This window comes from Leptolyngbya sp. CALU 1928, from assembly GCF_056784215.1.
This window is the reverse complement of the sequence record NZ_JBXBCE010000001.1, coordinates 869,135-896,073: the sequence shown is the minus strand read 5'-3', so window position 1 is coordinate 896,073 and position 26,939 is coordinate 869,135. Positions and strand designations below refer to the sequence as shown.

Genomic DNA, 26,939 nt, shown 5'->3' with positions numbered 1-26,939 from the left:
TCTTAAGCAAAGCACTCGGATGTGAAACTACCGTGGAGTCCGTAGGGAACATGATGCTTCAAATGTAGACGGGCAATTTGGCTCAGGTCATGACCATCCAGAATCACCACATCAGAGCGATCGCGAGTAGAATCAAACGCCATCACCAGCACCCAGCCATCATCTTCAGCATTCAGGTGTGAGTCAGATGCAGGGCGAGGAACAAAGATCGGTTCGCCCACATAGCCCCAAGGTGCCGCACTCCAAAGAGCGCGATTGCCAGAGTGCGTGTCTATTTTGATGATGGCTTGAAGCGGTGCATTTCCGGTTGACGCATGGGCAGCACCCAAATAGGCATAGCGGTGCGATCGCCCAACTTTGGCAGGATGCACCACTGGAAACTCGCAGCAGCGCCCTTCTAGCAATTGGCGATCGACCGTTCCCGTTTGCAAATTGACTCGAAAACGCCACAAATGGCCCGGTGCGATCGCGTCAAAATCCGTCTGACGAAAATCACCTCCTGGCTCCACCGCAGGCAAATCTTCATAACAGACCGAATCAATCACCACGTCGTTGCCCTCTTCAAAGGCATTGGCATGATGGAAGACAAAGCCAGAGAGCGTTTCAAACGTGCGAGATGCGGTCAGTTGAGCGGATTCCCTGTTTCCTGCCCCCTTCCGGGGAATTACTACAATCTTGGTCGGTTTATCAGGATGAAACTGAATGCATTCAGCGGCAGAACGGATTCCTGCCAAAAAATTTAGGGGATTGAACGTGACAGGATTTTGGAAAAAGATGCAGTAGTGAGGCGTAATTGCAAAATCATGAATAAATGCAAAACCGGGAGTGGAGTGAGCATACTTCTGTAGCAGCTTGCCATCGGTTGCAAACTCATACAGGGTAATGGTGGAAGACAATCCGGGCTTGATCGAGAAGTTGACTAAGCAAGCATCGCCCTCTTTACCGCCAGCCGGATCAATCCGAGGGTGGGCAGCAAATGCGTCACCCGGTTTCAACACGCCATCCAAATAATCTAACCCTACGGTGTTGAGCGTGCGAGGATCAAGCCCATAGGGTTCAGCCGCTTCCCACAGTGCCCGCAGTTTGCCACCCCAATACACAATGTTGGTATTCGCGATATTTTTTAGCCGAAAATCGAGCAAATTTGCCATCCAGCCACCGGGTTTAGCAGTGCCAAACACACCCCGATATAAGATTTTTCCGGCTGCTTGTTCTGCCAGATAGCCTTCAGTTTTGACAAAGCGATTGCGGAAGTGGGCGCGTCCATTTTGAAACGCGATCGCGCAAATCATGCCATCACCATCAAACGGATGATGAATTTGCTCCCCATTCACCTCCAGCAAGCCAGGTCCATTCCGAAACAGCGTTCCTTGAAGTTCGGCGGGAATCTCCCCCTCAATCTCATCAATCCAATACTCAAATTCTTGCGCCAGAGAATTGTAGCCCCGCTGCCAATCTTCCCGTTGATAAGACTTTTCCAAAACAGACGGGTTCAGTTCAATGCTGGTCATATTATTCCTCTACAGGTTCCGGTTCGCGCGACTGTACAACTAACTCCGTCACGAGGTCAGGCAGAAAAGGTTGAGCAAGATGCTTAGAGGCACCTGAATCTAGCTCTAAGGTTGCCGGAGGTTGGTGATCGTAGGAGTCTTCAGGCATATCTTCGCTAGATGGCAACCATCCCAAAAGCGGCAATGGCAATAAAGTCGTGAGGTTGGCGATCACAATCAGGAGCGCCAAATTCGTAAAGTTGCTTTCCGTAATCCCTAACCGATGCATCAAAAATGCGCCCGATTCATAGGACACCAATCCTGCCAAATTCACAACCGACATCAGCAACGCAAACAAGGTTGCTTCCACACCCGGAGGACAAAGTCGTGCGGCGAGAACGAGAACGGGCATGAAAGCAATTTGCCCCATGACCGTCAAAATCAAGTTATCCCCCAAGCTAAACCATTGGTCACTAATACCCAAACTGCGGTTGGTATGGGTTACGAGCAAGAGAGTTGTCATTCCCAATGCGGCTGAAATCACGGTTGACCAGCCAAAAATAGTCCGAAAGGGAACATTTTTGAGGAACCGCTGAAAGACCCACACGCCAATCAGTGATGCCAAGCTAGTAACCAAGCGGACTCGCCCTAAAAACTCTGGTGTGAATTTGAGTTCGTTGGTCGTAAAGAAAAAGAATGCCGATTCTGCGGTGGGCATTGCTTGCCACACAAACAGGAATGCCGTGGGCATCCAAATCGATTTTTGGCTTAATGCTTGCCGCAATTGCTGAAGCTGATGTTTGACGGCTCCCCAATCCATGCGATCGCTGACTGGAGTTTCGCTGATGATCCAGGCGACACAGGAGACGATTAAGGGAAAGACTGCCGTGATGGCAAAAACGGTGCGCGTGGTGAAATGCTCTAGCAGGTAGCCGCTTAAGTAGGCAGTCATTAAGCCCCCAGCCGCAGAAGCACCCCAAGAGAGGGACTGCAACGATCCAGCTTTGCCCACGGATTCTTTGCGCGCCCGTTCGACCACCAGAGAATCGACAATCACATCGCTAAAGGCGACGGAAAGGGAACTCGCCGCGATCGCCAGTGTTGCAGCCAGAGGCGTATTTACTACCGTTGCCATTGCCACCCAGGCGAGGGTTCCCAATAGCCCAGATAAGATTAGATAAGGGCGACGACGATAGCCAAAAATGGGCAGTCCATCGGAGATAAACCCAAACAGCGGTTTAATCATCCAGGGTAGGGCAGCCACCCCAACCAAGGCAGACACTTCAACTGGCCCCAACCCCAAATCATCTTTAAGGAAAAAGCTGACTGCCAACCGCGCTAAGCCCAAAATGCCTTGCACAAAGTAGACCAGTAAGATCGCGATCAGTTCGGGAGTAGGCTCGTGACCAAAGAAGACCTTCTCTGTAACTGAGGCTTTGATTTTGGCAAAACCAGAGGAAGAAACAATCATTGATAATTTGTTACAAGTTTTATCAATAGCAGCTTTCATGATAGCGCTTTGATTCCACGATCGCATCTGACCGCTGCGATGAGCCATTCTTAATTGCAACTGTTATCCACGACACTATTGTCGCCATCGCCGATTCCTTCCAATCTCAAGAAAATCGCAAAAGATCCAAGTTTTCTCTCTAGTCATTCCTTAGATTTCTGACAAAATGATAGCTTCTTAATGCTGAATTTGTTCAGCGAGACACTGCACTTCCTATGGCGAAAATCTTGGTTGTTGAAGATGAATCCGCTACGGCTCAAATGATTTGCAACTTTTTGGTGCAGCTAAACCACGAAGTCGCGGCGATGGTGAAAGATGGGCTGCAATCGATCCAAGCCGCTTCTAGAATTCGCCCCGACCTAATTGTGATGGATATTCATCTATCCGGAGACATAGACGGAATTGTTGCTGGCGATCGCATTTATCAGCAATTACAAATTCCAATTATCTATATCAGTGCAACGACTAACCCTGAAATTTTACAACGCGCGATCGCGGCGGCTGCCTTTGGATATCTTGTTAAGCCATTCAATCAGCTACAGCTTCAGGCGGCGATTAACGTTGCGTTACAACGACACAGCTTAGAAAATCGACTGGAGCAAACAAAACAATGGCTAACCACGACGCTTGCTAGCCTTGGAGATGGCGCGATCGCCATTGATCAGAACGGTTTAATCACCTTCATGAACCCGGTTGCCGAAAATCTCACAGGCTGGCAAATAGCGGATGCCTTGGGCACATCAGTCAACCAAATTCTTGACTTAGTTCATGCAGAGACTCAAGAGCAAATAGAAAATCCTGTAATGCAAGCAATGCAAGCAGGAACCCAGGTAAACTTACCCGATCAATGCCTGTTGCGAACCAAAGACGGATTAGACCGCAGAGTAGGAGATTCGGCAACCCCCATTCGCAATAGCAACGGCGAAATTACGGGCGGAGTGTTGGTGTTTCAAGATATTACCCAACGTCACCAGGAATCACAAAATCTGCGGCTGCAAGCAGAACGAGAACAGTTGTTAGGGGCGATCGCAGAACGCATCCGTCAATCCCTTAACCTAGATGATATTCTCAATACCGCCGTCCACGAAATTCATCAGCTTTTACAAACGGATCGAGTAGTCATTTATCGATTTGAACCCAATAGGAGCGGTTTTGTCATCGTTGAAGCCCTCACACCGGGCTGGGTTTCCCTCCTAGGGCTTGAAATCTTAGATACCCATCTTGCCTCCGAAAACTGTTTACTGCCGTTTACTCGTGGCTCGGTCAGCGTGATTGAAAATATTGATGCGGCTGGATTAGAGCCATGCTATATGGACTTGCTGAAGCAATTTCAAATCCAAGCAAATTTAGTGATTCCCATTCTTCAAGGAGACGATCTTTGGGGCTTGTTCTCAGCGCAGCAATGTTCTGCCCCTCGGCAGTGGCAAGATTGGGAGGTGCAGTTTCTCAAACGCCTTGCCACCAGTTTGTCGATCGCCCTTCAACAAAGTCAGCTTTATCAGCAAACCCAACTCCAAGCCCAACGCGAAAAAGCGTTTTGCAAAATAATTCAAGCCGTTCGAGATTCTTTTGATCTCCAAACCACTTTCAATACCGCAGTCTCTGAAATCGGCACACTGATTCAGGTCGATCAGGCAAACATCCTGCAATATTTACCTCTGCAAAATAGCTGGGTCTATTTAGCCTCTTACTGTCTTGTTCCCAATCTTTTGCAGCCTAATGTTGGGTCAAGAATTTCTGATATTGACAATCTTCATATGGCTTCACTAAAGCAGTTTGAAATCGTGCGGCTAGATAACATCACTCGATTGGAGACTGCGTTTAACCAAACGATCGCTGAAACGTTTTCAGGAGCCTGGTTAGCCATCCCTATCCGAATTAGCGATCGCCTGTGGGGGCACATCGGGCTGGTGAGTCATGACCCTACAGTCGTTTGGCAAGATTGGCAGGTTGAATTAACTAGCACCATTGCTGCCCAACTGGCGATCGCCATTCAACAATCAGAACTCTATACCGAAGTGCAGCGGCTCAACTCGGAGCTAGAGAGTCAAGTATCAGAGCGGACTACTGCCCTTCATCGCGCCTTAAGCTTTGAAGCCTTGCTCAAACGCATCACCGATCATGTGCGTGACTCTTTGGATGAAAACCAGATTTTGCAAACGGCTGTCGATGCATTGGGTCAAGGATTAGGGGTTGAATGCTGTAGCGCTGGACTCTATAACTCAACCCTCACCACCGTCTCTATCACTCATGAATATCTGGCTTCTCTAGCTCCAGCAAAAGGACAAACGTTTGTAGTTAAAAACAAAGACGATCAGGACGATCACTGTTTTTACCAGCAGCTTTTTGAACACCAGTGCGTTCAGTTTTGCTTTAGCACTAGAAATTTATCAAGACCCGATGCAGGGCAGCAGAGCATTTTGGCGTGCCCGATGTTTGATGATCAAGGCGTGCTAGGAGATCTATGGTTATTTCGACCGAGCCAAAAAGTGTTCAATGAGGCAGAAATTCGCTTAGTGCAGCTTGTGGCAAATCACTGCGCGATCGCCCTGCGTCAATCTCGGTTATATCAAGCTGCCCAAGCTCAGGTGAATGAGCTAGAACGTCTCAACTATCTGAAAGATGATTTTCTCAGCACCATCTCCCATGAATTGCGAACCCCCATGGCAAGCATCAAAATGGCGATTCAAATGATGAAAATTGCGCTTAAACCATTGGGCATCCTGGATGATGAAACCAACAACGCCAGCCGCTATTTTCAAATTTTGCAAACTGAATGTCAGCGAGAAATCACTCTAATCGACGACCTGCTTAATCTCTCTCGCCTCGATGCGGAGACAGAGCCGTTGATTTTATCAACCATTACCCCGCAAATCTGGATTCATCACGCCCTAGAGCCGTTCCACCAAAGAATAGAAGCTCAAGGGCAAATCCTACAGCTAGAAACCTCCGAAAACTTACCCGCCCTCGTCACCGATTTATCTCACTTAGGACGCATCCTGTCCGAATTGCTCGACAATGCTTGTAAATACACTCCTAGCGGCGAGGTCATCCAAGTGTCTGTCTATCGGGCGATCGCGGGGCTGTGTATTGAAGTTGGAAATACTGGACTCATTTCTGCTGAGGAATTACCCCGGATTTTTGACAAGTTTTATCGCATTCCCAGCAGCGATCCCTGGCGCTATGGTGGAGTGGGTTTGGGATTGGCATTAGTCAAAAAACTAGTTGCTCATATTGGCGCTGATCTTAAAGTAGCTAGCCACTCAGACCAAATAACCTTTACAGTCACATTTCCACCCAGTAGTCTAATTCCTAGCTCTTAATCTCTAGCTCTTAATCTCTAGTCTTTAATATGCTCGTAATTGGTTTAATCAGCGGCACCTCAGTCGATGGAATAGACGCAGCACTGGTGGATATTTCTGGCTCCACCACAGACTTACAAGTCACGTTGATAGCAGGAGAAACGCTTGCCTATCCCCCGACTTTGCGTGAACAAATTTTGGCGGTCTGTGCCGGTGCAGCCTTACCGATCGCCGACCTTGCAGCCTTAGATGACGCGATCGCTCACCAGTTTGCCCAAGCCGCCCTCACGATTCAAACCGGGCATCCCACCGCCGAACTGATTGGCTCCCACGGGCAAACCGTCTTTCATCGACCCGCAAAAAATGGCGAATGGCGGGTTACGAATGGCGAAGTGCAGAGTGCGGAGTTAGAGACCCCCTCGCCTCGCCTCGGCTACAGTTTACAATTGGGACGCGGAGACGAGATCGCCCATCACACAGGCATCACTACCATCAGCAACTTTCGGGCAGCCGATATTGCAGTAGGCGGGCACGGTGCGCCCATGGTTCCCAAAATTGATGTTTGCCTGTTTGGGCAGCCCCACCAATCTAACTGTGTGCAAAATATTGGTGGCATTGGCAACCTTGCTTATCTTCCTGCGATAGACGCTCAAAAAGATTGGCAAGCAGGCATTTTGGGCTGGGATACGGGACCGGGTAATAGCTTGTTAGACCTAGCAGTGCAGCATCTCAGCCAGGGAGCCAAAACCTACGACCATCATGGCAACTGGGCAGCAACTGGGCAAATCAGCTACTCCTTAGTCGATCGCTGGCTTCAGCATCCTTATTTCCACCAGCAACCGCCCAAATCAACCGGGCGAGAACTGTTTGGAGTGGAATATCTGCATCAATGTTTAGCGGACTGCGACATGAACAGCATGACTGAAGCGGCAAATATTTTGGCAACTTTAACCGAATTAACCGCTGCCTCCATTACCCACAGCTACCAAACTTTTTTACCTCACTTACCCGATCGCGTGTTGCTCTGTGGCGGCGGCAGCAAAAATCAATACCTCAAACAACGAATCCGATCCCGACTCAATCCCATTCCCGTATTAACCACCGATGATGTGGGTGTCAATGCTGATTTCAAAGAAGCGATCGCGTTTGCAGTTCTGGCATACTGGCGACTCCATCAAATCCCCGGCAACCTCCCTGCCGTCACCGGAGCCACCCGCCCCGTCCTCCTGGGCGAAATTCATCAGAGTTTCAAGTTCTGAGTCTTCTCTCCCCTTTCCCCTTCCCTACCTGTTAGTGTTGTAGATGCGTGATAGCATTGGGTACCTGTTGGATCAGTACTGCATCTGCTGTCGAGTCGAAGGATAACGTTGTGGCTCATACCTTTTTAATACAGCCAGGACGCTGGACAATGCGGGGGCACTGGCTAGAGCGAAATGGTATGCCAATTCCAGTCCTTGGCAAGACCTTAGTGGGCTGGAGTCGAGATGACTACTGGTTCACAATGGTGACCAAGCTGACTTTTCCCAATAGTGAACGCGAAGAAATTTCACTTCAATATCGAGGGCGACTCGATGCAGGAGAGCGGCAGTACACCTTTGTTTTGCAACATAGCTTGTTGGGGCGGGTGGAAGGAGAAGGATGGGTTGCTCAAGAATCAATTGTACAGCGCTATTGGGTATTGGGCGATCGCCAGCGACGAAGCGGGTTTGAAACAATGTATCGGGTTGAAGAAAATAAATATTATCTCTCTAGTGGCATCATGGCAGGGCATTACTTAACCAGTACGATGGAAGTAACCTTAGAACAACAGCTAGAGTAAAAGACTTGGAGTCATTTAGAAAACGGGCGATCGCTAAAAAAACTGTCAAAATGAAGCATTGAGATTGCTTTACGGGATTACTAGCAAACAGAGCGCATTTCAATTCTTAATTGCTTTATTTTTTTAGCTAGGTCGTTGCTAAGTCACCATCATAGATAGAGGATACTTTTCTAATTTGGCTACACTGAAGCTACTTTGCTCACATCGATCATTTTTATAGGGCGAGGCTTTCATCGTTGGCTGCTCGTATGACAACAGACCCACACATCGGACACTTACTTTCCAACCGCTACCAACTGGTTGAACTGGTAGGCAAAGGAGCTATGGGAAGGGTATATCGTGCTGAAGATGTTTTGCTAGGCGGAGTTATTGCCGTTAAGTTTTTATCTCAAGCATTGATAGTCAACGATAAGTTGCGCGATCGCTTCAAATTTGAAGCTCGTACCTGCGCCCAACTCGGTCAAAAAAGTATTCATATCGTTCGTGTAACCGACTACGGCATTAACGAAGACGACGTACCGTTTTACGTCATGGAGTATCTTCAAGGGTCAAGCCTGAGCGAAATCATCAGCACAGAAACCCTGTTGCTGCCTCGGTTTCTAAGCCTTGCTCGTCAAATTTGCTTAGGGTTGCAATGTGCCCATCAAGGTATTTTGATGGATGGTCAACTATGCCCGATCATTCACCGGGATATTAAACCCAGTAATATCTTAGTGAGCCAAAATGCCCTGTTAGGCGAATTGGTTAAAATTTTGGATTTTGGCATTGCCAAATTGCTTCAAGAAGATAGTGGGCAAACCAGTTCGTTTATGGGAACTCTGCCTTACTCTTCTCCAGAGCAAATGGAAGGGCAAGATCTAGATTCTCGCTCCGATGTCTATAGTCTTGGTATCATGATGTTTGAGATGCTGACGGGCAAAATGCCACTGCAAGCAGAAACTCATACGTTTGGTGCTTGGTACAAAGCGCATCACTCCAAATCACCTCGCACCTTTAAATCAGTGAATCCCAGCTTGAAGGTGCCCAATGCCCTAGAAAACTTGGTGATGGGATGTTTGGAGAAAAAGTCAGCGAATCGTCCTCAATCGATCGCTGAAGTTTTGAAAGCGCTGGAACCACTGGAGCAACGCTATAGTGCAAATCAGCATATTGGAACTCGGATTAGCGAGGCACTAGCGAAGAAAACTTTGACTGAAGGGCGATCGCGATCCGTTACGCCCTCTCCATCCGGCGATATTGTTTCTCAGGCAACGTGGCCTAAAGATAAGCCTGTTGCTCAAATTGTATTTCCACAAATTTTTTCGACTGGCAGGGAAACTTTGCCCACGATTTGGGTGATGTTGCCCCAAAAGGAAATTCACAGCCTACAAGTGAATCGAATCTATAACCGCATCTACAAAAATTTTCTGTGTTCCATGTCGCCTCATCCGATGGTGTTGTGGCTAACGGCAATTTATAACCGATTTCATAGCCAAGAACAAGGACCTCGATGGCTCCGCTGTTACCTGGATATAAAGACCCCGTTTGGGCGAGAAATGCTCCGTTTGATGGGTGAAAGATGCCAATACCAGATATTGTTGTTTGCCTTAGAAGATCCATCTCAATCTGCCCATGCAATTACGATTACCATTCATCCTGCTCAATGTTCTTTGCTGAAGCAGTGGGCGATCGTCAGCCAATCTTCCCCATCCGTTGGACAGCCCAGCATGACCAAAAACTTGCTGCAAGAAGAATTTGAGAAGCTCAAGCCTAAAATTGTTGAGGATTTAGAAAGCACTTCTAACACTTCACCGTGGTCATAAAACCTTTAAAAAGGCTTGTGGGCAGCCCTGAGACTGCCCACAAAAAACATGTTTTAAGCTGAAGTTGTCAATGGCACTAGCAAAGGTCTTCCAGCAATCATGCTTCGCGTTTACGCATAGCCAACTTCTTACGACATGCCACAGCCATCCCCGCTAGCGCCATCCCTACCATGGTGGTTGGTTCAGGAGCAGCTTCTGCGGAAGAAGAAGAAACACCAACATTGTCAATGTAAGCACCTAACGTGTCACGGGTTCCTTCATAGTTAAACTGCAAGCGGGTCAAAGAACTGGTCGCTGTCACATTGGTGGTGAACATGTTCCAGAGAGTTTGGCTTCCACCTTGGCTTCCTTGAATGGTTTGCTTAAAGCTATCGCCAAACAGAACGCTGAAGTTATTTTGAGCAGCAGCGGTGCCAGGACGAGCAGAGTAAGCAAAGGACAGGGTGTAGGTTTTACCGATTTCGGTTGCCAAATCTTGGAATACCCCTAAAACGGATGCATTTTGGTTGTAGTGGTGGCTGTCTAGCTCAAGCAGGTTGCTGCCATCAAAGGCTTTACCAGCAGCACCCCGTTGAATTTCGATTTTGCCGCCATCAGTTGCTTTCCAGCCTTCGATCGCGCTATAGGTAGACCAACCGCCATTGCTAAGTGGGGTAGGAGTGCTTTCAAAGCTGCCGTTTTTGACTAGTTCACCCGCAGCGGCAGATTGAGTCATGCTCATGCCAGCGATCGCAGAAACTGTTAGAGCGATAACGATAGAAAGTTTTTGGATGTTCATGGTGAATTCTCGCTAATGGATGAAGGGAAAGGGTGCCAATCGAGCTTAAGAAGCACTTTATTGCAGTGATGCATTCATGATTGGCATCCTAGCTTTGTCCACTGAGAAGTGTCTATCGTATCAACCGATACTTACTAGAGTGCAACATAACACTGGATTTAGATGAATCTTTTATCTAGGATGGTGAGTCTCTTCCGGATTTGGGAACTCTATGCGGCGATCGTAGATGATTCATGAAAACGTGCCATGCACCCTTCACCGATGTGGATGACTTGCACAAGTCATAGAACTCTCGAATAAGCTGCTTTGCCTGCAACCAAACATCCTCAACCGGGTTCTGACTGGGGTCGTTGGGAGCAAGCCGAATGCAAGCGATCGCCCACTTTGACTCTTCTAGCCCGTGGTTAACTGACACTAAACAGTCCTTGACGGCTTGAGAACGGTGGTAATTCGCGCCATCTCAAATACAAAGCAATCCGAGATTGAGGACTCCATAGCTAAGTCTGCTTTGGGATTGCGACCAGCGGAATCAAAGGAAGCAACTGTTCGATAAACTACAAGCGCTTTTGAGCAAACAGGCTGGAAAGATGAAAATATCTTCCTCACGAGGGTCTTAATCCAGGTTGTTTAAAATCATTTACACCTGCATCTTTTCAACCTCACTCTGTCGTAGAGAAAAAAGGGACTTAAGGATTATGCTTCAAGATGGATTTTTAACCCACAAAGTCCCATGAATTATGTTTGGCAAGGGCAAGGATTATTCTGATTTCCGATACTAAGCTGATATGCGTCTAAGTTGCCTAGACAAGGAGCCTAAGCCCCTTGTTCACGCTTCTCAAGCTTTAAAGGTTGCAACGTAAAGGACGATTAGCGTGTTGGTCACGATCGCTTAACCCTCGATCGCCGTCAAAATGCGCGTTGCTTCAAGGCAAAGGGCTTCATGACGGGTGCCATTGCTGGCGAGTAAACCGCCCCATTGAGCGACATCCTCGCGGTTATACAGCAGGGGGGTGCCGTCAAAATGGGTGAATTTACCGCCTGCTTCGGTCAATATCAGTTCTGGGGCGGCGAGATCCCAGTCTTTGGGAGCCGAGGAGCCAGAGAGAGAAAGGTAAATATCAGCGTGTTGATCGGCGATCGCGGCGATTTTACCGCCTAAGCTGCCTATGGATTTTTGCGTTTGGCAGGGGAACTGCTGCATGAGTTGGTTAAAGCGATCGCTGCGATGGCTGCGGCTCGTAACTACGATCATCTGCTCGAATTGGTCACGCTGAGATACTTGCACTGGGGCGATCGTGCCATCCTTTTGTTCTACAAACGTGCCGCTGCCGAGCGCGGCAAAGTAGAGCCGACCGACTGCGGGACAAGCCACCACCGCCACCACCGGACGATGATCCTGCACTAGGGCAATATGTACCGCAAACTCTCCGGTTTTTTGAATATATTCGTTAGTGCCATCGAGCGGGTCAATGATCCAGACAAACGATTTTGCTAAGCGATCGCTGTCAGGTTGCAGCTTATAGGTTTCTTCCGTTAAGTAACCAAAATCCTCGGTGCCTAAATTAGCGTGAAGCGTGTTCAAGATGTAGTCATTTGCAGCATCATCGGCAATGGTGACAGGTCCATCTGCCAAATCTTGTACTTCAAGATCCGTCTTCTGAGCCGCCAGCAAAATATCTCCCGCGCCCCAGCCAACAGCACGGGCGATCGCGAGTAACTCCTGCAAATTCTTGTCTGTCATTAAACTTCTCCTTGATCGCTGCAATCACCCTATCACTCTGAGGTGTCGGGGATCAGGTGTCAGGTGTCAGATGTCATTCTTTCATCCACTGGCGGGTGCCGAAAGATAAACACGATCGCGCGGCAACTTCTGCTGATTGTGCCAATGCGTCTACAAAGGGGGTTTGCAGGATGAAATAGCAAAACGCACCGTGAAAAATGTCGCCTGCGCCCAGGGTATCAACAGGTTGAATTTTAGGAACGGCAATGGTGCCTGTCTGAGCGCGATCGTCATACCAAATGGGTTGCTCTCCGCCCGTGATAGCGATATGAGAAACGCTTAGGTTTTTTAGATATGCCACTACATCCGCTTGAGTGTTGCAGTGGGGCGGATAAAAGTTAGCCGAGCAAATGGCATAATTTACCAGTGGCAGCAGACTTTCTAAACCCGGTTTCCAACTGCCGCCGTCTAGCACAATGGGAATATTGAGCGCCTTGGCTTGTTGGGCGATCGCTGTTCCTACTGCCAGTTGATGTCCATCCAACAGCACAATATTTACACCGTACAAAATATCGGCAGGAATTTGAGCCGGGGTTGCCTGAAGTTTGGCAGCATTGATTGAAATAACCGCGCGATCGCCCGTTGCTTTCGTGACGATAATAGAAGAGACCGGTGGGAACTCAGACCATGCTGAATCAAAATCCAACAGCAACACACCGCACTGCTGCAAATCTGCCTTAATCAACTGCGTCATCGGATGACAGCCCACCACGCTTAGCAGACTTACCCGCCCCCCTAAAGCCCCAAACGCCACTGCTGCATTCGTCGCCGGACCGCCAGCCGTCACAGTATAATCCAACGCCACTAGCTTTTGATTTGGCTGCGGTGGTTCTATCACCTGATAAATTAAATCCAGCGTCGTCAGTCCGACAAACAGTCCATGCATCACGCGGTTAACCGTAGGGTGCCGTTAGCGACAGCCTAACGCACCAATCAAACAATTTATATTGAAAGAAAATCGTGCCATCTGATCCTAAACCAGGAACGCTTTATATTGTGGGAACGCCGATCGGGAATCTGGAAGACATGACTTTCCGAGCCGTCCGAATTCTGCAAGCCGTGGACGCGATCGCGGCTGAAGATACGCGCCACACGGGAAAACTACTGCACCACTTTCAAATCACTACGCCTCAAGTCAGCTATCACGAACACAATCGCATGACTCGCACCGGGGAACTGGTAGAGCGGCTGCAACAAGGGCAAGCGATCGCCCTGGTTAGCGATGCCGGAATGCCGGGAATTTCTGATCCGGGCTATGAGTTGGTCAAAGCCTGTGTAGAAGTTGGGCTAACCGTTGTGCCGATTCCCGGTTGTAGTGCAGTGGTGGCAGCCTTAATTGCGTCTGGCTTACCCAGCGATCGCTTTGTGTTTGAAGGCTTTCTGCCCGCCAAGCCCAAAGATCGCCGCGTCCATTTGGAACGACTTAAATCTGAATCCCGCACCTTGGTGTTTTATGAAGCGCCCCATCGGTTACGGCAAACTTTGCAAGATCTGCTGATATTGGGTAGCGATCGCGCGATCGTGTTGGCACGAGAACTCACCAAGCTGCACGAAGAATTTTGGCGCGGCACGATTGCTGAAGCGATTGATCACTACCGCGATCGTGAGCCGATGGGAGAATTCACCCTAGTTCTCGCAGGAGCCGAACTCAACCCATTGCTCCTATCAGACGAAGCCCTTAAAACCGAACTGCAAGCCCTCATCAATCAAGGACTCTCTCGTTCTGAAGCCAGCCGCCAGCTTGCTCAACAAACCGCCCTGCCCCGCCGCCAAATCTATCAGCTAGCCCTGTCTCTGCCAACCGAATCCTAAAAGATTCCCCAATCAGAAATGTTTAGCCCGATCCGGGAACACTAAACACAATCCAAAGCATCAATCATTATGCAAAAGCTAATTGGCATTCTGTTTCTACTGGCAGGCACTTACGTCTTGGGTCAAAACGTGATTTTCTCGACTTATTTCTCGCCATTTTTCTGGGGAAATCTACCCGCAGTTGGCTCTGTTTTGTCCTTAATGATTGGGATCATCTGTCTAGTTGTGTTTCCACGACAAACTAGAAGTTTTGGCTGGATTTTTCTGATTGCAGGAATTGTGATGGTGTTTCTTAGAAGTGGTGTATCCCTCAAGCCCACGAGCCTATGGAATTTTGTGCTGGCGTTTACCGCTCTCACCGTTGGCTATCGGCTATTGACCGCTCGTAGCCTCAGATTTTGATAGGGTTGCACGGCATGAAGAAATTGGCATTCAGCAATGCTAATGTGATTCCTGGATATGGGGAAATGGATGGGGTAAAATCTCTGTATTTAGCGAGTTTAAAGACTTGCTTGCTTCGCAGGTGCGGCTCCTTCACCGACGCTTCTAGCAACTTCTACCCCGTTCTCTTCCAAAATAACAACTGGAACAGACCCTGCTCCCATTTCAATTCGTTTGATCAACACTCTGCCACCAGAAACTCGCTGCCCAACGCCCACATAGCGGCTACCTGGATCACCCGGCGCGATCACAATGGCTTGGGGAGTATTGCCGACAAACACCACTCCAGTAATTTCGACCGCAGTAGCGGTGGTGGTTGAAGGTGGCACCGGAGCCGCAGGAAGAACGGGTGGAACATTAACCCCTAGTGGCGCACCTGTAGCAGTTGGCAGCGTGGGACCCGCTTCTAGTGAAATGGGAGGGATTAGTGGACCAGTGGCGATCGGGCTGTTTGTCTTATTGCTGGTTGGCTGTGCGCCTGTTCTAGATGGCTGTGCGCCGCCTGTCCCTGCGCCTGCTTGGGGCAACCCTGCAACCGTAGGCACTGGTTTTGCTGGGTTAGTGGTGGGTCTAGGTAAGGCAGGGGGAAGCCCAACAAATGGGTTTCTATTTTCGCTATTTCTAATTTCGGATTCAACCTGCTTTGCACGTTCCGTAGCGTTGGTGGGTTGAATGAGTCCTGCAACTACGCGAGTGGGTTGTTTTGTTTGAACAACTAAGGGTTTAGCAGCAGGGACAGGTGAAACTGCTGGAACGGGAGTAGTAGCCGCAGGATCGGGAGATGGAGCGCTAGCCGTAGGGGTGGTGGTGTCTTCAGAGCTACAACCAGCGATCGCAACAGTGACAGCCCCAATCAATGCAACTAGTCTTTGCGAACCCATGATTTCAATCCTCCAACTGCTTTAGTTCCAAGATAACTCTAATCAGATTCATCTGTCGAAAATCGTAAATTTTGTGAGTAAGATTTTTTGCTTTTGAAATAACAATCAGCGCATGATTAATATTTTATGAATCGTTTATTGAGAAACCAAGCCACCATTTATTTAAAAAAATTACCTCATAAAATAGAAAACCTCAATAAGTGAATGGATAGATAAATCACAAATAGGTTACTCTCCATTCTTAGCACCGCTTAAGTTGACTCTCCCATAAACAGGTGATCAACTAAGATAGACATCTTTGATATAAAGAATGATTGCTAGTATTGTAGTCTTCTTGCATGAGGTTTGGATAAATGCTCATAAGAGTCGAATTTCTCTTTTAAAGTGGGTAAATTTTGCCATCTTGGGAAGAATGATTGCAGTTAAGAAGACAGTTTCGTATTCTTATTAGATAGACACTTTATGGTTGAAACATCATCGGCTTAACAGCAAAGTTGTGTTGATTTGGGCAAATCGTTCTTGACAGAATTTTGAGGAGGCAAAATGAGAAATTGCTCGAAACCCTATATTCACTCTGTTCCTCAGGGAATGGCTTTAGCAATAGTCAGTACGTTGATTGGATTGAGTAGCATTTCGCCCGTTTACGCAAAGTATGGCTATCTTGAACTGAAAGATGCAGATGAAAACATTTGGCGATGTGAAGGACAATTTCAGGGAAATAGTGGTCAAGGAATTTGTGTAAATCAAGCTGAAAAAGCGGTTGGTACACCATATAAATACTATCGCGGGCAAATTCGGAATAGAACCTTTGATGGGAATGGCACGCTTGTCTATGACAATGACGATCGCTATCAAGGGCAAATGAAAAATGGGCGACCTAATGGGAAGGGGATGTTTTTAGCCGTCGCTGACAATCGCCGTTATGAAGGAACTTTTAGGAATGGAGAATTTCATGGGCGCGGCACTTATAGTTTTGCCAATGGCGATCGCTATGTTGGTCAATTTGCCGGCGGACAACCTCATGGAATTGGCAAATTTTCCTTCTTTAAAGATGGCAAAGCTGCTTACTCTTACAATGGACAATTTTATCTTGGTGTGATCAATGGTAAAGGGGTCGTTACCAATGCCGATGGCACGGTTTGTAATGGTACTTTTTTCAACAATACCTTGAGCGGAAAAGGCACCTGCACCTTCCCACGGGAAAGCACGTTCCAGTCTTATACAGGTGAACTGTTTAACGGTCGCCCGAATGGACGTGGAACTCTGGTGTATGCAAATGGCAAGCGCTACACGGGTGAATTTCGCGAAGGAAAACCAGGATTATCAAAAGACGGTGGTAACTAATGCCGATCGTAGTTGTTAAAAGCAAGCCCAGGCAACAGCCATAAACAAGCCATGGACAAGCCATAGACAGAGTAGGTGGTCTTCAAAGGTGAGTTGACTCAAACGGCGATCGCGAACCAGTTCCAATAAGTGCCAATGAATCACTTGTTGCTCGGCTCACTACGGGACAACAGCTTGCAAAAGGGGAGTAGAGAAGAGTTTCATCAGAGTTACTACATTATTTTAGATCGATTAATCGGCGATCGCGTGGATTTGCATATAGCTGAGCAGCCAGTTGGCGATCGTGGCACGGCGAGTTTTGCGAGGAACCAGTTCACTGACGGTATAGCCTTGAAACCCCAACTTTTCTTTCAGTAGCTGTTTATTTTCTGCGGGAATCGATCGCGTCAACTTCACCGTAGGCGGACGATTTTCGATAAAATCTGGCGGCTCCGGATAAAGTTCTTGCCAATCTAATGCAACTGAACTCGTATCCCATTCACCCGTCGTTTCATTTTGCTGATAGCCCAAACATTGCCACACCAAACGATTCGCCGTCGCATCATCAAGTTCGTCTTTAAGAATTGCCCAGACAGTGGCAGTTGTTAATATGGGAAGATCCGACATAGCGATTTAAGGTTGTGAGTGATAGCAGAGTTTGAGATTCAGCGATTGAGAGAATGACGCTAATTTTTAGCAGCCTTTCTTTTGACTAGGGTTCTCAAGTTTAAAGAGTTCTGTTTCAACCCCGTAATACTTTTGCGTTCGTCCTAGGGGAGTCATGCCTAAGCGCTGTGTGACCCGAATAGAAGCGAGATTAGCGGGATTAGTCACTGCATAAATGGCTGGCAGATTTAAGCTTTGGAAACCGTAGGCGATCGCGGGACGAGCCGATTCCGTGGCGTATCCTTTGCCCCAAGATGATTGTCTCAAATTCCAGCCGATTTCGTAGTCGTGGGTGAGTTGCCCGTCACCGTCGGGCAGTTGCTTTAAGATGACGGTTCCCACTATTAGCCCACTAATTTTTTCGGCGATCGCCCAAGCTCCAGTGCCATTATTCAACTCTGCATAGCGGTTAACCATTCGCTGCAACGATAGGCGCTGAGTTTCGACGCTTTCCTCTGTTTTGCCGCTGCCGATAAACTGCATGACAATTGGATCGCCATAGATTTCAAAAGCTTGCTCAGCGTCTTCCTGAGCAAGCCAATCGCGAATCAATAGGCGATCAGTTTCAAAGCGAATCAACATAGTTTCAATTGGCTTGAGGCAGGATAGATTCTAATTCTAACCCTAGCTCTCAACCTAATGCTGATGTCCGTGATCGTGGCTGTGTCCGTGGCTGTGCCCGTGGTGTCCATGATCATGAGGGATATGAGCAGGCGCTAGGCTGGGGTTGACCGCGATCGCGTCCTCTTCAAACAGTGCCTCAATTTGAGGATGTGCCCAATCCGCAATCATGTCGAGAAATTTGGGATTATCGTTAACGCAATCCATTTGCACGTAGGTAGCATTCAGGTATTTACGACTAAGCCCCTCAATGATGTGGGCAACATCGAGCAGGGTTTCATGGTTTTCCGTGGCAAATCCAATCGGCATGAAGACCAGCGCTTTAGCGCCTACTGCCATCAAATTTCGCGCTGCCAAATCAGCGTTAGGCTGTGTCCATTCAATCAGCGGGGTTTGGTGATTCAGCCAGCCCACAGAAATCAACGGATAGCGATAGATCAGGCGATCGCGTACCAGTTCATACATTGCCTGACTTTCATCAATTCCCGATGTAAAGCCTTTCGCCTTATGAGGACAGCCATGGTTCATCAGCACAATCCCAATTTGGGAAGGCAAGTATGACTGAGCCAATTCTGCCTGGATCTTGTCTTCGACCAGTTGCGCCATCAGGTCAATGTAGGCAGGCTGATTGTAAAACGATGGAATGTAGCGAGTGCCTTTGACCCAATGTTCGCCCTCGTCCGTCAGATTTTGCAATGCTTGGTTCACCTGTTCGACGGCAATACCACTGGTGAAAATCGAATCGACGACTAACAAGGGATAGATCAGCAGTTTATCAAAGCCTTCTTCCTTAACCTGGGTTAAAACTTGCTCTGGCAAAAAGGGTGCACAGAAGTTAAACGCTTTGAACACTTTGACGCGATCGCCCCAACGCTCCTGCAAATTCTGCTCAATGCCCAGACGCTGCCGCTCGAAAATGGCATTATGAGGAGAAATAAAGTTGCCATGCTGATGCCCCCACTCATGCAAATCAAACATCGCCAACAGCTTTGCCAACGGCGGATAAATCCAGGTCGGCACGGGAGCGAACTTTGCGGTGAGTAGGTTTAATGCCTGCTCATTATAATTGGCAAAGTCTTCGTAGCTTTCCACTTCGCCATAGCCCATCAGCAAGACGGCAACGCGGCTTTGGGCAGTGGCAGTTGGCAAAGTTTGGAGTTTATCAGAAGTAGCGACCACGTAAAATCCCTCGGTAAATCGGACAAAAATGCTTTAGCTTAGAAGGCTCTTTGTGTAGCCAGTCTAAAAAGATGACCAGTAAGATTTAATGATTTCCCTAGGCTAACATCCCTATGGGGGGGACGAGCATCAAACGGAATAAATAGCAGATTGACTAAAACAATGGGGCGAAAGTGAGAAAATGCAGGTTGTTGTCTGTCCGGGAGTGCATGAACCGCACCTAACAGAATGTTTTATCCAAGGGTTGGCATCTGTTACAGCTATCAACACGTTTTCATGGTTGGTCTTTCCCACTGATCGCTATCCGGCTTACTCTGGGCTAGAGATTCTGCACTGGCTGCGTGAACAGTTGACTCAACCCGATTTGAACTCCCCGATCGCGATCATTGCCTTCAGTGCCGGAGTAGTGGGCGCGATCGCCGCAGCACACGGTTGGCAGGCGATGGGCGGCACTATTCAAGGATTCATCGCTCTCGACGGCTGGGGTGTGCCTTTGTGGGGAGATTTTCCGATTCATCGGCTCAGCCACGACCACTTTACCCATTGGAGTTCAGCGCTGTTAGGTGCCGGAGAGTCGAGCTTTTATGCCGATCCAGCCGTGGAGCATTTGGAACTCTGGCGATCGCCCCACCTCGTTCAAGGGTGGCAGCAGCCAGTTAACGCGCAACCGACCCGCGCGATCGCCGCATCCTTTATCGCCACCCTGCTTCACCGCTACAATTTAGAATCTGACTTCTCATCATCTTTATGAACATCAAAGTAGAACATAACCCCAGCCAAAAACGTTTAGACCTGCTTGGCGTTTTCACTTGGGATATTTGGACGAAGGAAATCTCTGAATTTCCTTGGTACTACGGTAATTCGGAAACCTGTTATTTCTTGGAAGGGGAAGTGATTGTTACCCCAAGGGGTCGGCAGCCTATCGCCATGGGCAAGAGTGATTTGGTCATTTTTCCGGCAGGCATGACTTGCACCTGGAACATTCTCAGCGATGTGAAAAAACACTACCTGTTTAGCTGATTACTGGGCTGCTTGCTCTTTGCCTCTAGTCGGGAAGTACTCTCTTTGATACGCCTTAAAGATGCGTTATTTTGTCGAAAATGGCTTTTGGGCTTGCAAGAGACTTAATCGTTTTGGACTCTCGCTAACTGGCTTTGATCATCAAATTTATCTGCCCAAATAAAGCGACTATTGATGCCCAAGGGATGACTGAAATAGCGATCGTATAGGCGTTCAGGTTTAACGGTTCCCCCACCATGATGCTTAATCAAGAGTGCAACATACTCACAAAACTGATGACGATGCCCCTTAAGCTGGTCTAAGGCTTTAGCCTGAATGACTTTTGGGTTGGGCGGATGAGACTTCCAATGATTTACTGCTGCTGCAACTGCGTCAGCATTGGGTTGAACGACGATCGCATTATCAGTATCAAAAAATTCATCTCGTCCGCCCCTAGAGGGGGTTGTCACTACAGGCACTCCACATAATAGACTCTCAAAGCTAGCCAACATTCCTCCTTCCTCTTTTGACAATGCCAAACTACAAAAGGATTGATTTATGATTTCGCTTAGCTCTGTTTTTTCGAGGTATTTTTTATTGAATTCTGCATGGGAAATCTCAGGACAAAATGACTTCAAATCTCCACTACAAGCAACATAGAGACGTTCAACTTGCTTGGCTAGCTGGTGCCGCTTAAATCGCTGTAATTGTGCGACGTAGATAGCATCATAAATTTTTTCTAGGTTTAGAGGCTTAAAGATGCCATCAGAAAGATAGATGTTTTGACTAATGAAAGCCCCCCGAACACGACAAGCCCGACGTAGTTTTTCTTCGTCTTTTGCATGAACCATTAGATGATGTTCGATGCCATTCAATGAAAATGCTAATTGTTTGACTTTACGCCCTAGCATGGTTCTTACCTTTCCGTGCCACCAAGGAATATGCTCAATGACAGCGACGGGTTGTAGCCATTCCGGTGGGGTGTACATTGGGTTACCACTCCCTGTGATGAAGGCAAGAATAGTTGGCTCAAGATTCAGAACGTAAAAACCAAAAAACCTCATGGTGTGTAATTCCTGCGTGACTGTTACAAAGTAGCGGTTTGATTAGGGATTTCCGAAGAAGCTGGAGAAAGTGCTTTGAACTAAATGACTTGCATCAGCACCAACGCTGCCAAAACGGAAGCAATACTGAGGATTGGCAGATCTACTTCGGGCTGCCAGAGATGTAAGCGGGCAAAGATGATCGCCTGAACGGGGTACAGAAACCAGCCCACGGCGGCAGTGCCCACGATCGCGCCAAATTGACCGCCAAAGTGATAGCCAGTAAAAACAGTCGTTAGCTGAATACCGACTTGAATGCTTTGCATCAGAGGCAGGAGAGCCGTTTTACCCTGAGCCATGAGAACATCCATGTAGGTGTACCCCAAAACATTCACCATTGCCCCCACCGCTAAAATTTGCAGCATCCACCCTGCATCTGCATAGCGACTGTCATACAAAAAATGAATTAACGGCTTTCCCAGAAAGATAAAAAATGAGCAAGCAAGCAGATTGACACCATTTAGCACAAGGCGCGATCGCCGTAAAACGGGGCGCAATCGTTCGGGGCGATCGCGCACTAACTCAGAATAGGACGGCAGAAGAACCCGATGTCCGAAAATCAAGATCAACTCATTAGCCGCTCGTGATAGGGTTTGGGCTTGAGTAAAAATTCCAAAAAAGCTTACGCCTAATAAGCCTGCAATGATGAAGTTGTTGCCTTGAATCGTGAACAAGGTTAACGCAGTGCTAAAGAATATCCATTTACCAAAGTGATAAATTTCCTTGAAAGCCTCTTGATCCCAATCAAAGCGATTGGGTATTCCTTCTAAAACTGTGTGACTCAAGATGGTTCTAACAATCGAAGCGGCAAATACACCCACAACCAGCGACCAAACAGCAGTGTCTTCAGGCGCATTCGCTACGTGAGCAACCCATGCCCCCGTCACTGTGATAATCATTGCTATCAGTTGAGTCCCAAAATCCAGAATGGTCAACTGTTTTAATGCCAACTGACGGTTTGCCGTTGCCATTTTTGTTGAAACCAACCCGTTGATCACTGTTGTAAAGCCAATGGCGATTAGCAAGTATTGCAATAGCGGTTCTTTATAAAAAGAGGCGGCTGGCATTGCAATTAAGCAGGCACAAATCCACAGGATCACTCCACGAATAAATTGAACAGTCCAGGCTGTATTCAGAAATTTAGGATCATCTCCGCGCTTATTTTGGATGATGCTGACATTGATTCCAAGATCTGAAAGCATTTCAAGCGAATTGATGAAGGTATAAACCAACGCCATTAACCCAAAAGCTTTAGGAAAGAGTAACCGCGCTAATAGAAAGTTGTTCCCTAAACGAATAACTTGACTAAGCCCATATCCTCCCAAAGTCCAAACTGAGCCTTTAAAGACTCGTTGCATCAAGGAGGGGGACTGCTTAACCACGGGTTCATCTGGCTGTTTATCAAGAGGACTTTCAGACATTCGTAAATCCTGGGCTTTTAGTGTTTTCGCAAACAGGTGTGCTGTTGAGCAAACAAAACTGGGGAACGTTAGCCAAAAAAGTAGGCTTTTCGGCAATCAGGTAGAGGGTGTTCAGTCACCGATTAGGCAGCTTTAGACTCCAGTATGAGTATATTGACTGAGCAACGCACACTTAGTTTGCCCATCTTTCATAACCTTTCACAGTTGCTACGTCAAATCAGCAATCTTCCTTACTTGGGCTTCAAACAATTGTGCGATCGCTACTACCCATCCAGCCACTATTCAGCCCAAAGAGACTCGCGTTCGGCATTTCACATTATTTAGGTGGTTGAATCAGCATTGCTACTGTTTTGATGAGGGATTCTGGGTCGATCGGTTTTGCTAGATGACATTGAAATCCTGCTGTTAAGGCTTGTTCCTGGTCAGTTTTGCTGGCATAAGCACTAAGCGCGATCGCTGGAATTGATTGTAGCCGAATAAAGTCTGAGCGAATCTGCTGTAACAGTTCATAGCCATTGCAGTCTGGCATTCCAAGATCGCTAATAACTATATCAGGTTGCACATGGGCTAACAGTTCCAGCGCCATTTGTGCCGAACTTGCCGGGGTCACGATCGCGCCTGCTTGTTCTAGGGCAAACACTACAAACTCTTGTGAATCAATAATGTCATCGACGACAAGAATTTGAATGCCGCTTAAATCCATCGGTGGGCGATCGCTGGAGGAACGCGCGGGACTGGTTGGTTGGCGGGGTGCGATCGGGAATTGCACGGTGAAAGTTGCCCCTTTTCCCTCACCGTCACTGGCAGCCGTGATGGTGCCTCGGTGGAGTATGGTGAGTTGCTGCACGATTGATAAGCCCAGTCCCAGTCCACCAAATTTACGGGTGGTAGTAGCATCTTCTTGTCGAAACGCTTCAAATAGGTGAGGCAAAAATTCAGGCAAAATTCCTTTTCCAGTATCGCGAACGGTGATTTGAGCATAGGGATAATAGGTTTCAGGTTTCAGGTTAACTCCTACCCTGCGGGAAGCAGAAGCTACGGAGACGCTACGCGAACGGGTTTCAGCATCGTTCATTGCCCCCTGCACCCTTTCCAGTCTTACTTCCACTTGTCCATTTTCGGGGGTGAATTTGATGGCATTGGAGAGTAAGTTCCAAACGATTTGCTGCAACCGACTGGCATCGCCCATGATGGGGTCTACATCGGCGGCGAGGGACGATCGCAGTTGAATCGATTTTGCCTCTGCCGTCAGCCGCACGGTCTCAAAGGCATCTGTCACCGTTGCCACGAGATCAACAGGAGCGATCTCCAGCGTGAGTTTGTTTTGCAAAATCCGAGAAATATCCAGCAAGTCGTCAATGAGTTGAGCTTGTTGCTGAGCATTTCGTTCGATCGTTCCTAAGGCTGCCGCTGCTTTTTCGGGAGAGAGTTTGCCGCTACGCAGCAGTTTCGACCAGCCTAAAATCGGGTTAAGCGGAGTTCTTAGTTCATGGGACACAACGGCTAAAAATTCATCTTTTATCCGGTTGGCTTGTTCGGCTGCTTCTCGTGCTGCTTGCTCCTGTTGCAGCAGTTGTTCGCGTTCCGCTTCGATTCGCTTGCGATCGCTAATGTCGTTAGAGATGCCGACCAAGCCAATCACCTCGCCCGCCTCGTTGCGGTAGGGGGCTTTCATGCCCAAAAAGGTGCGAATGCCATCAGGAGATTCTTCGACGACTTCTGTTTGCCCGGTTTCCATAATTCGCTGATCGTTCTCCATCACCCTGGCGGCATCTTCAGGGGATGGGTAGAGATCGCTATCGTAACAACCAATTACTTCCTCAGCCGATTTGCCCAGCACTTCGAGCGTGGCTGGGTTGGCATAAATAATCCGCCCTTGGCGATCTTTAACAAAAATTGGCGTGGGTACGGATTCATTCACTACATCCAAAATGGCATTTTTTTGCCGCAGTTCTGCTTCAATTTGCTTGCGATCGCTGATATCAGTATTGGTGCCGAACCAATGCGCAATCCTGTCCGCTTCATCTTTGATGGGAATGGCACGAGACAGAAACCAGCGATAGGAGCCATCTTTGCTCCGCAGGGGAAACGTATCTTCCCAGGGCTCTCCGGTTTCAATACAGTGGCGGAAATATTCAACCACGCGATCAACGTGATCGGGGTGATGGACTTGCTGCCAACCCCAACCCTGCATTTCTTCTAACGTGGTGCCTGTGTATTCAAACCAACGGTGGTTATACCAAAATATCCAGCCATTTGGGTCAGCCATCCAGGCAAACTGAGACATATTATCTGCCAGAGTGCGGAAGCGGACTTCACTCTCCCGCAGTTCTGCTTCAGTCGCTTTGCGATCGGTAATATCGCGAGTCACCCCGGCTACCATTTCCACAGCATTTTCTGCATTAAAAATGGGTACGAAAATATATTCGTAGTCTCTTGTGCCGATCGCGCTAGTATAAGGCGTTTCATCTCGAATGGATTGGCGCGTCTGAATCACTTCCTGAATCTGATTTTGCAGTTTTGCAGCCAAATCTACTGGATACTCTAATTCAAAAAAGTTTTTGCCGATGGCTTCAGCTAAGGTTTTTTGCCAAAGATCAAGTAATGGCTGATTGACATCAATAAACCGCCCTGCCAAATCAAACGTATAAATAAAGTCTGGGACAGAAGATTTCACTGCCTCAAATTTTTGCACTTGCTGTTCAAGGGCAGCAGAGGTTTGGCGCAATGTCTCTGCTGCTTGGATGAGATCGGTGGCATTTCTGAAATAAACGCTGATGCCGTTTTTGGCAGGATAGACATGAACTTCATACCAGCGATCGTGGTCAGGATAATATTCTGTGAGTGCTCCAGGGATGCGATCGCGCATTACGCCTCTATAAATTGTCTCAAACTTGCTGCTAGTCAAGCCTGGATATTCTTCCCAGATTTTTTTGCCGATTAAGTCAACAGGAGCGCGATTAAGCAGGATTTCGGCAGATTGATTGACATAGATGAATTGCCAGTTCTCGTCTAATCCAAAGAAAGCATCTGTAATGCTCTCTAGAATATTTCGGCTTTGCTCCTCGCTTTCTCGTAGGGCATGGGTTGTGCGATCGCGCTCAAACACAATGCTGGCAACTTGAGCGCCAAACTCTGCCAGTTGGTATTCCCACTCGGTGGGCAGTCGTGCCTCATCGAAGCACAGCATTAGCGATCCCACAGGCAGGGTGTCTAGCCCTATCATAGGTGTGGAATAACACGCCAAAATTCCGTGGGCGATACATAAATCCCGCCAACCTTTTGACCAATGCTTATCGTGGGCAATGTTAGCGCAGGTAACGGGTTCGCCACAATCAACCGCCGTGCCACAGGTGCTGATCGCCCGTTCATTGATCGGCGCATCCTTGAGTCCTTGCCCAAAGGATGGCGGAAAGTCTGGGGTGATGGCACGGGGAAACGTTTGCCGCTGGGGATCGGTCAGCAGAAAGCAAGCACGAGTGCAAGGACTGAGCTGAGCTACTGATGCACAAACGGCGGCAAGGCATTCATCCAGTGGGTGCCCTAAGGCGACCAATTGCAGTAGTTGATTCTGCTCGCGTAGCATTCGTACTGAGCGGTTGCGATCGCGCAGCATAGTTTGCTGTTTGCGGCGTTCTGCGGTTTCTCGCAATGCCTGTTTCACCGCTAGCACCAATCGCCCTAGCTGGGGCTTGAGGATATAATCGGTTGCGCCTTGGTTTAGCAGGGCGATCGCCCGTTCTTCATCCAAACTAGGGGCGAGAATAATTAGGGGGATTTCGGGACAAAGGGCATAGGCCCTTTCTAATACAGCACTGCCGTCGAAATCGGGCAGGGCACAATTTGCCAAAATCAAGTCAAAAGCATCGGTTTCCAGTGCCGTCACAAAATCAGCGCGAGTCTCTACCCGCAGCAATTCATAATCCATGTTGCGATCCATCAGCATGGCTTGAATTGCCTCTACGTCGCTTGGATCATTTTCTAGCAGGAGAAGCCGAGGTGCTGACATTCG

23 protein-coding genes are annotated in these 26,939 nt (G+C 48.1%); 9 read left to right on the top strand and 14 right to left on the bottom strand.

Annotated elements, in window-relative coordinates:
- Positions 1-2: 2 nt before the first annotated feature.
- Positions 3-1,511, bottom strand: a complete 1,509-nt coding sequence (locus AC1S5B_RS04085) for a carotenoid oxygenase family protein (protein WP_482034429.1) — start codon at positions 1,509-1,511, stop codon at positions 3-5.
- A gap of 1 nt (position 1,512) precedes the next feature.
- Entirely contained in the window at positions 1,513-2,961 is a 1,449-nt protein-coding gene (locus AC1S5B_RS04080; protein WP_482034428.1) for a folate/biopterin family MFS transporter, read from the bottom strand.
- Between the two features lie 254 nt (positions 2,962-3,215).
- Here AC1S5B_RS04080 and AC1S5B_RS04075 point away from each other — a divergent pair, with 254 nt between their 5' ends.
- The 4 genes from AC1S5B_RS04075 (at position 3,216) to AC1S5B_RS04060 (ending at position 9,923) form a co-directional block, all read left to right on the top strand.
- The gene (locus tag AC1S5B_RS04075) at positions 3,216-6,323 is read left to right on the top strand and encodes a GAF domain-containing protein (RefSeq protein ID WP_482034427.1); all 3,108 of its coding nucleotides are present in this window, start codon (positions 3,216-3,218) and stop codon (positions 6,321-6,323) included.
- A 29-nt stretch (positions 6,324-6,352) separates the two neighbouring features.
- On the top strand, positions 6,353-7,561 hold the full coding sequence (locus AC1S5B_RS04070) for an anhydro-N-acetylmuramic acid kinase (protein WP_482034426.1): 1,209 nt from the start codon (positions 6,353-6,355) through the stop codon (positions 7,559-7,561).
- A gap of 110 nt (positions 7,562-7,671) precedes the next feature.
- Positions 7,672-8,121, top strand: coding sequence for a hypothetical protein (locus AC1S5B_RS04065; protein WP_482034425.1), 450 nt, complete (start codon positions 7,672-7,674; stop codon positions 8,119-8,121).
- A gap of 248 nt (positions 8,122-8,369) precedes the next feature.
- Entirely contained in the window at positions 8,370-9,923 is a 1,554-nt protein-coding gene (locus AC1S5B_RS04060; RefSeq protein ID WP_482034424.1) for a serine/threonine protein kinase, read from the top strand.
- 97 nt (positions 9,924-10,020) lie between these two features.
- Here AC1S5B_RS04060 and AC1S5B_RS04055 read toward each other — a convergent pair whose 3' ends face one another.
- The 4 genes from AC1S5B_RS04055 to AC1S5B_RS04040 all read right to left on the bottom strand — a co-directional run bounded on the left by AC1S5B_RS04055 (position 10,021) and on the right by AC1S5B_RS04040 (position 13,367).
- Positions 10,021-10,701 (bottom strand): DUF642 domain-containing protein, encoded by a 681-nt coding sequence (locus AC1S5B_RS04055; RefSeq protein ID WP_482034423.1) that lies wholly within the window; start codon positions 10,699-10,701, stop codon positions 10,021-10,023.
- A gap of 175 nt (positions 10,702-10,876) precedes the next feature.
- Positions 10,877-11,116 (bottom strand): hypothetical protein, encoded by a 240-nt coding sequence (locus tag AC1S5B_RS04050; protein WP_482034422.1) that lies wholly within the window; start codon positions 11,114-11,116, stop codon positions 10,877-10,879.
- A gap of 474 nt (positions 11,117-11,590) precedes the next feature.
- Positions 11,591-12,442 (bottom strand): 3'(2'),5'-bisphosphate nucleotidase CysQ family protein, encoded by an 852-nt coding sequence (locus AC1S5B_RS04045; protein WP_482034421.1) that lies wholly within the window; start codon positions 12,440-12,442, stop codon positions 11,591-11,593.
- A 73-nt stretch (positions 12,443-12,515) separates the two neighbouring features.
- Positions 12,516-13,367, bottom strand: coding sequence for a sugar kinase (locus tag AC1S5B_RS04040; protein WP_482034420.1), 852 nt, complete (start codon positions 13,365-13,367; stop codon positions 12,516-12,518).
- A gap of 74 nt (positions 13,368-13,441) precedes the next feature.
- On the opposite strand from AC1S5B_RS04040, the gene rsmI reads away from it, so the two are divergent.
- Positions 13,442-14,293: a 16S rRNA (cytidine(1402)-2'-O)-methyltransferase gene (gene rsmI, locus AC1S5B_RS04035; protein WP_482034419.1), complete on the top strand. Its 852-nt coding sequence runs from the start codon at positions 13,442-13,444 to the stop codon at positions 14,291-14,293.
- A 69-nt stretch (positions 14,294-14,362) separates the two neighbouring features.
- Entirely contained in the window at positions 14,363-14,695 is a 333-nt protein-coding gene (locus AC1S5B_RS04030; protein ID WP_482034418.1) for a hypothetical protein, read from the top strand.
- Between the two features lie 98 nt (positions 14,696-14,793).
- Here the strand turns inward: AC1S5B_RS04030 and AC1S5B_RS04025 are convergent, their stop codons facing one another.
- Positions 14,794-15,615 (bottom strand): hypothetical protein, encoded by an 822-nt coding sequence (locus AC1S5B_RS04025; RefSeq protein ID WP_482034417.1) that lies wholly within the window; start codon positions 15,613-15,615, stop codon positions 14,794-14,796.
- Between the two features lie 588 nt (positions 15,616-16,203).
- On the opposite strand from AC1S5B_RS04025, the gene AC1S5B_RS04020 reads away from it, so the two are divergent.
- Positions 16,204-16,959, top strand: a complete 756-nt coding sequence (locus AC1S5B_RS04020; protein ID WP_482034416.1) for an MORN repeat-containing protein — start codon at positions 16,204-16,206, stop codon at positions 16,957-16,959.
- Positions 16,960-16,974: 15 nt separating this feature from the next.
- On the opposite strand, the gene AC1S5B_RS04015 is transcribed toward AC1S5B_RS04020, so the two are convergent.
- From AC1S5B_RS04015 to AC1S5B_RS04000, 4 genes are all read right to left on the bottom strand, one after another.
- On the bottom strand, positions 16,975-17,103 hold the full coding sequence (locus AC1S5B_RS04015) for a hypothetical protein (protein ID WP_482034415.1): 129 nt from the start codon (positions 17,101-17,103) through the stop codon (positions 16,975-16,977).
- An 87-nt stretch (positions 17,104-17,190) separates the two neighbouring features.
- Positions 17,191-17,565, bottom strand: coding sequence for a DUF1823 family protein (locus tag AC1S5B_RS04010; RefSeq protein WP_482034414.1), 375 nt, complete (start codon positions 17,563-17,565; stop codon positions 17,191-17,193).
- 66 nt (positions 17,566-17,631) lie between these two features.
- Positions 17,632-18,186: a GNAT family N-acetyltransferase gene (locus AC1S5B_RS04005; RefSeq protein WP_482034413.1), complete on the bottom strand. Its 555-nt coding sequence runs from the start codon at positions 18,184-18,186 to the stop codon at positions 17,632-17,634.
- Positions 18,187-18,240: 54 nt separating this feature from the next.
- Entirely contained in the window at positions 18,241-19,404 is a 1,164-nt protein-coding gene (locus AC1S5B_RS04000; RefSeq protein ID WP_482034412.1) for a ferrochelatase, read from the bottom strand.
- Positions 19,405-19,585: 181 nt separating this feature from the next.
- Between AC1S5B_RS04000 and AC1S5B_RS03995 the strand changes: the two genes are divergently transcribed.
- A complete protein-coding gene (locus tag AC1S5B_RS03995; RefSeq protein ID WP_482034411.1) occupies positions 19,586-20,155 on the top strand; it encodes a hypothetical protein in 570 nt (189 codons plus the stop codon).
- Positions 20,152-20,424, top strand: coding sequence for a cupin domain-containing protein (locus AC1S5B_RS03990; protein WP_482034410.1), 273 nt, complete (start codon positions 20,152-20,154; stop codon positions 20,422-20,424). The genes AC1S5B_RS03995 and AC1S5B_RS03990 overlap by 4 nt, the downstream gene beginning before the upstream one ends.
- A gap of 104 nt (positions 20,425-20,528) precedes the next feature.
- On the opposite strand, the gene AC1S5B_RS03985 is transcribed toward AC1S5B_RS03990, so the two are convergent.
- From AC1S5B_RS03985 to AC1S5B_RS03975, 3 genes are all read right to left on the bottom strand, one after another.
- Complete coding sequence (locus AC1S5B_RS03985; protein WP_482034409.1) at positions 20,529-21,392, bottom strand: glycosyltransferase; 864 nt, start codon at positions 21,390-21,392, stop codon at positions 20,529-20,531.
- 155 nt (positions 21,393-21,547) lie between these two features.
- A complete protein-coding gene (locus AC1S5B_RS03980) occupies positions 21,548-22,927 on the bottom strand; it encodes an oligosaccharide flippase family protein (protein WP_482034408.1) in 1,380 nt (459 codons plus the stop codon).
- A gap of 316 nt (positions 22,928-23,243) precedes the next feature.
- Complete coding sequence (locus tag AC1S5B_RS03975) at positions 23,244-26,936, bottom strand: PAS domain-containing protein (RefSeq protein WP_482034407.1); 3,693 nt, start codon at positions 26,934-26,936, stop codon at positions 23,244-23,246.
- Positions 26,937-26,939: the final 3 nt, after the last annotated feature.

Bases quoted from the DNA above. Each gene is read 5' to 3' on its own strand.
- AC1S5B_RS04085 (WP_482034429.1), bottom strand. From the start codon at position 1,511: ATGACCAGCATTGAACTGAACCCGTCTGTTTTGGAAAAGTCTTATCAA.
- AC1S5B_RS04060 (WP_482034424.1), top strand. From the start codon at position 8,370: ATGACAACAGACCCACACATCGGACACTTACTTTCCAACCGCTACCAA.
- AC1S5B_RS04020 (WP_482034416.1), top strand. From the start codon at position 16,204: ATGGCTTTAGCAATAGTCAGTACGTTGATTGGATTGAGTAGCATTTCG.
- AC1S5B_RS03990 (WP_482034410.1), top strand. From the start codon at position 20,152: ATGAACATCAAAGTAGAACATAACCCCAGCCAAAAACGTTTAGACCTG.
- AC1S5B_RS03995 (WP_482034411.1), top strand. From the start codon at position 19,586: ATGCAGGTTGTTGTCTGTCCGGGAGTGCATGAACCGCACCTAACAGAA.
- AC1S5B_RS03980 (WP_482034408.1), bottom strand. From the start codon at position 22,927: ATGTCTGAAAGTCCTCTTGATAAACAGCCAGATGAACCCGTGGTTAAG.
- AC1S5B_RS04055 (WP_482034423.1), bottom strand. From the start codon at position 10,701: ATGAACATCCAAAAACTTTCTATCGTTATCGCTCTAACAGTTTCTGCG.
- AC1S5B_RS04045 (WP_482034421.1), bottom strand. From the start codon at position 12,442: ATGACAGACAAGAATTTGCAGGAGTTACTCGCGATCGCCCGTGCTGTT.
- AC1S5B_RS03985 (WP_482034409.1), bottom strand. From the start codon at position 21,392: ATGTACACCCCACCGGAATGGCTACAACCCGTCGCTGTCATTGAGCAT.
- AC1S5B_RS04030 (WP_482034418.1), top strand. From the start codon at position 14,363: ATGCAAAAGCTAATTGGCATTCTGTTTCTACTGGCAGGCACTTACGTC.
- AC1S5B_RS04080 (WP_482034428.1), bottom strand. From the start codon at position 2,961: ATGATTGTTTCTTCCTCTGGTTTTGCCAAAATCAAAGCCTCAGTTACA.
- AC1S5B_RS04010 (WP_482034414.1), bottom strand. From the start codon at position 17,565: ATGTCGGATCTTCCCATATTAACAACTGCCACTGTCTGGGCAATTCTT.
- AC1S5B_RS04025 (WP_482034417.1), bottom strand. From the start codon at position 15,615: ATGGGTTCGCAAAGACTAGTTGCATTGATTGGGGCTGTCACTGTTGCG.
- AC1S5B_RS04040 (WP_482034420.1), bottom strand. From the start codon at position 13,367: ATGCATGGACTGTTTGTCGGACTGACGACGCTGGATTTAATTTATCAG.
- AC1S5B_RS04075 (WP_482034427.1), top strand. From the start codon at position 3,216: ATGGCGAAAATCTTGGTTGTTGAAGATGAATCCGCTACGGCTCAAATG.
- AC1S5B_RS03975 (WP_482034407.1), bottom strand. From the start codon at position 26,936: ATGTCAGCACCTCGGCTTCTCCTGCTAGAAAATGATCCAAGCGACGTA.
- AC1S5B_RS04005 (WP_482034413.1), bottom strand. From the start codon at position 18,186: ATGTTGATTCGCTTTGAAACTGATCGCCTATTGATTCGCGATTGGCTT.
- AC1S5B_RS04070 (WP_482034426.1), top strand. From the start codon at position 6,353: ATGCTCGTAATTGGTTTAATCAGCGGCACCTCAGTCGATGGAATAGAC.